Here is a 3,958-nt window from a genome sequence, read left to right as displayed (position 1 = left end):
GATTATGACAACTACTGCGACCTGAAACATCGAGCCGAACTCAGGTTCTGAAAACTATGGAGATCAGCTCCCTTTCCCCTCTCCCCCCTGGGGAGAGGGTTGGGGTGAGGGGTGGCTCTTGAACCAAACGCAGATTTCATGGAACGACCCGAGAAAAACTACGCAATGACAAACCCAGCATTCTTCCTAGGCATCGACTGCGGCACCCAAGGCACCAAAGCGCTGATCCTCGATTCGCGCAGCGGTAAAGTCCTCGGTCAGGGCGCCGCCGCCCACAGCCTGATCAGCGACGCCAATGGCCGTCGCGAACAAGACCCCGCCCAATGGCTTGAAGCCTTGACCCTCGCCACTCGCCAGGCCTTGCTCGCCGCCAACATCAGCGGCCAGGAGATTCTCGGCATCGGCGTCTCAGGCCAGCAACACGGCCTGGTCCTGCTCGATGAACAAGGCCAGGTCCTGCGCCCGGCCAAGCTCTGGTGCGACACCGAAACCACCGCAGAAAACCAGCGATTGCTGGCGCATCTGGGCGGTGAAAGCGGCTCACTGGAACGCCTCGGCGTGGCCATCGCACCGGGCTATACCGTGTCCAAACTGTTGTGGACCCAAGAGCAGCATCCGCACGTTTTCGCCCGCATTGCTCACATTCTGTTACCCCACGACTACCTCAACTATTGGCTGACCGGGCGCTGCTGCAGCGAGTTCGGCGATGCTTCGGGTACCGGCTACTTCAATGTGCGAAGCCGCCAATGGGACCTAGAGCTACTGGGCGACATCGATCCCAGTGGCCGCTTGCAAGCGGCGCTGCCCGAACTGCTGGAGGCGCATCAGGCGGTCGGCACGATTTTGCCGAACATCGCCGAACGGTTGGGCATCAACCCAAAGGCGCTGGTCGCCAGCGGTGGCGGCGACAACATGATGGGCGCCCTCGGCACCGGCAATATCCAGCCGGGTGCAATCACCATGAGCCTGGGCTCTTCGGGCACCGTGTATGCCTACGCCGAGCAGCCCAACGTCAGCCCGGACGCGTCAGTCGCGACGTTCTGTTCCTCCAGCGGCGGCTGGCTGCCGTTGATCTGCACGATGAACCTGACCAACGCGACCAGCGCCGTGCGTGAGCTGTTCGATCTCGACCTCTCACAATTCAATGCCCGGGTCGAGCAGTCACCGATCGGCGCCGAAGGCGTGAGCATGCTGCCGTTCCTCAACGGCGAGCGCGTCCCCGCCCTGCCCCACGCCACGGGCAGCCTGCTGGGGCTGAACATGACCAACCTGACCCAGGCCAACCTTTGCCGCGCAGTGGTTGAAGGCACTACCTTCGGTTTGCGTTATGGCCTGGACCTGCTGCGCCACAACGGATTGCAGAGCCGCAGCATTCGCCTCACCGGTGGCGGCTCGAAAAGCCCGGCATGGCGGCAGATGGTCGCGGACATCATGAATACCCCGGTGGTGTGCACCGAACACAGCGAGGCGGCAGCCCTCGGTGCAGCGATTCAGGCGGCGTGGTGCGAGTCGGCCGCCGGTACCCAGCAAAGTCTGTTGGCGTTGTGCGAGCGCTGTGTCAGCCTTGACCCCACCAGCGAAACCCAACCCATTGCGGCGAATGTAGCGGCCTACCAACAGGCCTATGAGCGTTATCGCCAACAGGTCGCAACCCTTTAAAGAGTGAACAACTATGTATCTGGTGTGTGGAGAAGCACTGTTCGATTTCTTCAGCGAAAACGCGGTGAGCGGTCAGGCCTCGACCGTGAACTACAAGGCAATTGCCGGCGGATCACCGTTCAACGTGGCGGTCGGCTTGCGCCGATTGGGGGTGGACTCGGCGCTGTTCGCCGGGCTGTCCACCGACTACCTCGGCCGTCGCTTGCAGCAGGTGCTGGCGGACGAAGGGGTGCGTGCGGATTATTTGCTGGACTTCGACGCACCCACCACACTGGCGATGGTTGCGGTGGGTGCCAACGGCTCGCCACATTACAGCTTTCGCGGTGAAGGCTGCGCTGATCGTCAGCTCACGCTCGCCCATCTGCCAGAGTTGAGCGATGAGGTGCGCGGTCTGCACATCGGTTCGTACTCGCTGGTGGTGCAACCGATTGCCGATACGCTGCTGGCGCTGGTGCGCCGGGAAAGCGGCAAACGCCTGATCAGCCTCGACCCGAATGTACGACTCAATCCCGAACCGAACATCGAGTTATGGCGCTCACGGATTGCCGAGTTGGTAAAGCATGCCGACCTGATCAAGGTCAGTGACGAAGACTTGAGCCTGCTGTATCCAGGCCGCGAGCCGCAGAGCGTGATCGACGGCTGGCTGGAATATCGCTGCCAATTGGTGTTCCTGACCCGTGGCGGCCAGGGCGCGACGGTGTTCAGCCGCCGCCACGGCAGCTGGTCCGCACCGGCAAGCAAAGTGGTCATTGCCGACACCGTCGGTGCCGGTGACACCTTCCAGGCTGCGTTGATCACCTGGCTGACCGAGCAACAGCTCGATTCAGTCGACGGCTTGCAGCGCTTGAGCCGCGAACAGATCGACACGATGCTAAGGTTCGCCATCAGCGCAGCGGCGCTGACCTGCAGCAAGACCGGGCCGGATTTGCCGTATCGGCACCAGTTGGAAATGCGCTGAATGTGAGGGCCTCTTCGCGAGCAAGCCCGCTCCCACAGGAGATCTGAGTCGTATGCAGAGTTTGCATCACATGAAGATCCAATGTGGGAGCGAGCCTGCTCGCGATGGCATTCTGTCAGGCGCTACAGAATCGAAAAGTTGTAACTCACAATCAACCGGGTCTCATCCACATCCCGGGCGAACTGCTCGTAGTTGGTCCGGTACGTCGCGTTGCGTAGCCGCAGGCTCAGGTCCTTGAACGTCCCACTCTGCACTACATACTTGAGCTCGCTGTCGCGCTCCCACTCCTTGCCTTCCTGCTCGCTGCCCGGCACCTTGATGTGATCGCCATTCACATAGCGGGTCAGGAAGCTCAAGCCATTGAGGCCGATGGCCTTGAAGTCGTAGTCGTAGCGCAACTGCCAGGAACGCTCCTGGGCCGCAGCGAAGTCGTTGACCTGCACATAGTTGACCAGATACGGGTTACTGCCATCCAGGTACGGCATCGAGTTGTCACCGATCATTCGCTGCCAGCCGGCGCTCAGCGTGTGACCGTCGAGGGTGTAGCCGAGCATGCCACTCAAGGCKCGGTTCTCAATGGAGCCGGCGCGAGCGGCGCCGCTGTCGGCACTATCGAGTACACGCAGGTCAGCCTTCATCAGGCCCGAGCCTAACGGCTGGTTGGCCAGCAAACCGACAAAGTGCTGACGGTAGATGTCTTCCAGTTCGGCGTAGTGATACTGAGCGCTCAGGCGTTCGTTGAACTTGTAATCGATGCCATACATATCGAAGTGATCAGCCGTGACGTTGCAGGCGTAACGCTTGTTCTTGCAGTGCACGCGGATGTCCTCGGCGTCGGTGGAGTCCCGGGCGGTGTACTTGTCCAGGCGTGCGGCCGTGAAGGTCAGGTCCTTGAGTTCTTTCGATGTGAGCATTGCACCGTTGAACATCGTTGGCAGCAGACGACCGTCGTTGTATTTCAGCAACGGCAGGTCCGGCAGCAATGCGCCGTACTTCAGGACGCTCTGCGAAACGCGGACTTTGGCCGTCAGGCCCAGCTTGGCGTATTGGTCTTTCGAACCGCGTGGGTTCTCCCCGGTTGACGGCAACAAGCCGCTGTTGCTGCTGTCGGGGCTGGAATCAAGCTTGAGGCCGAGCATGCCCAATGCATCGACACCGAACCCAACGGCGCCTTCGGTGTAGCCCGATTGCAGATTGAGAATGAAACCCTGGGCCGACTCGTCACGTTTCGACGCACCCTGCTCGTTCGAGGTATGCCCGTCACGAAAATCGCGGTTGAAATACACCGTGCGCGATTCGACTTTGGCGCTGCTGTCTTCGATAAAACCGCTGGCCTGGGAG

Annotated in this window: 3 protein-coding genes; 2 read left to right on the top strand and 1 reads right to left on the bottom strand. The window is 61.0% G+C overall.

Annotated features, from left to right (window positions below):
* Positions 1 to 165: 165 nt before the first annotated feature.
* Both xylB and AC1DH9_RS24520 read left to right on the top strand, forming a co-directional pair.
* Positions 166 to 1,659: a xylulokinase gene (gene xylB, locus AC1DH9_RS24525; protein WP_427539947.1), complete on the top strand. Its 1,494-nt coding sequence runs from the start codon at positions 166 to 168 to the stop codon at positions 1,657 to 1,659.
* A 13-nt stretch (positions 1,660 to 1,672) separates the two neighbouring features.
* Positions 1,673 to 2,617: a carbohydrate kinase family protein gene (locus AC1DH9_RS24520; protein ID WP_427539944.1), complete on the top strand. Its 945-nt coding sequence runs from the start codon at positions 1,673 to 1,675 to the stop codon at positions 2,615 to 2,617.
* 122 nt (positions 2,618 to 2,739) lie between these two features.
* On the opposite strand, the gene AC1DH9_RS24515 is transcribed toward AC1DH9_RS24520, so the two are convergent.
* On the bottom strand, positions 2,740 to 3,958 hold a 1,219-nt coding region (locus tag AC1DH9_RS24515; RefSeq protein WP_477808933.1), incomplete at its 5' end, for an OprD family porin.

The organism is Pseudomonas sp. 05T35 (assembly GCF_056396605.1).
Note: the sequence above shows the minus strand (reverse complement) of the source record. Positions and strands in the feature narration are given on the sequence as shown.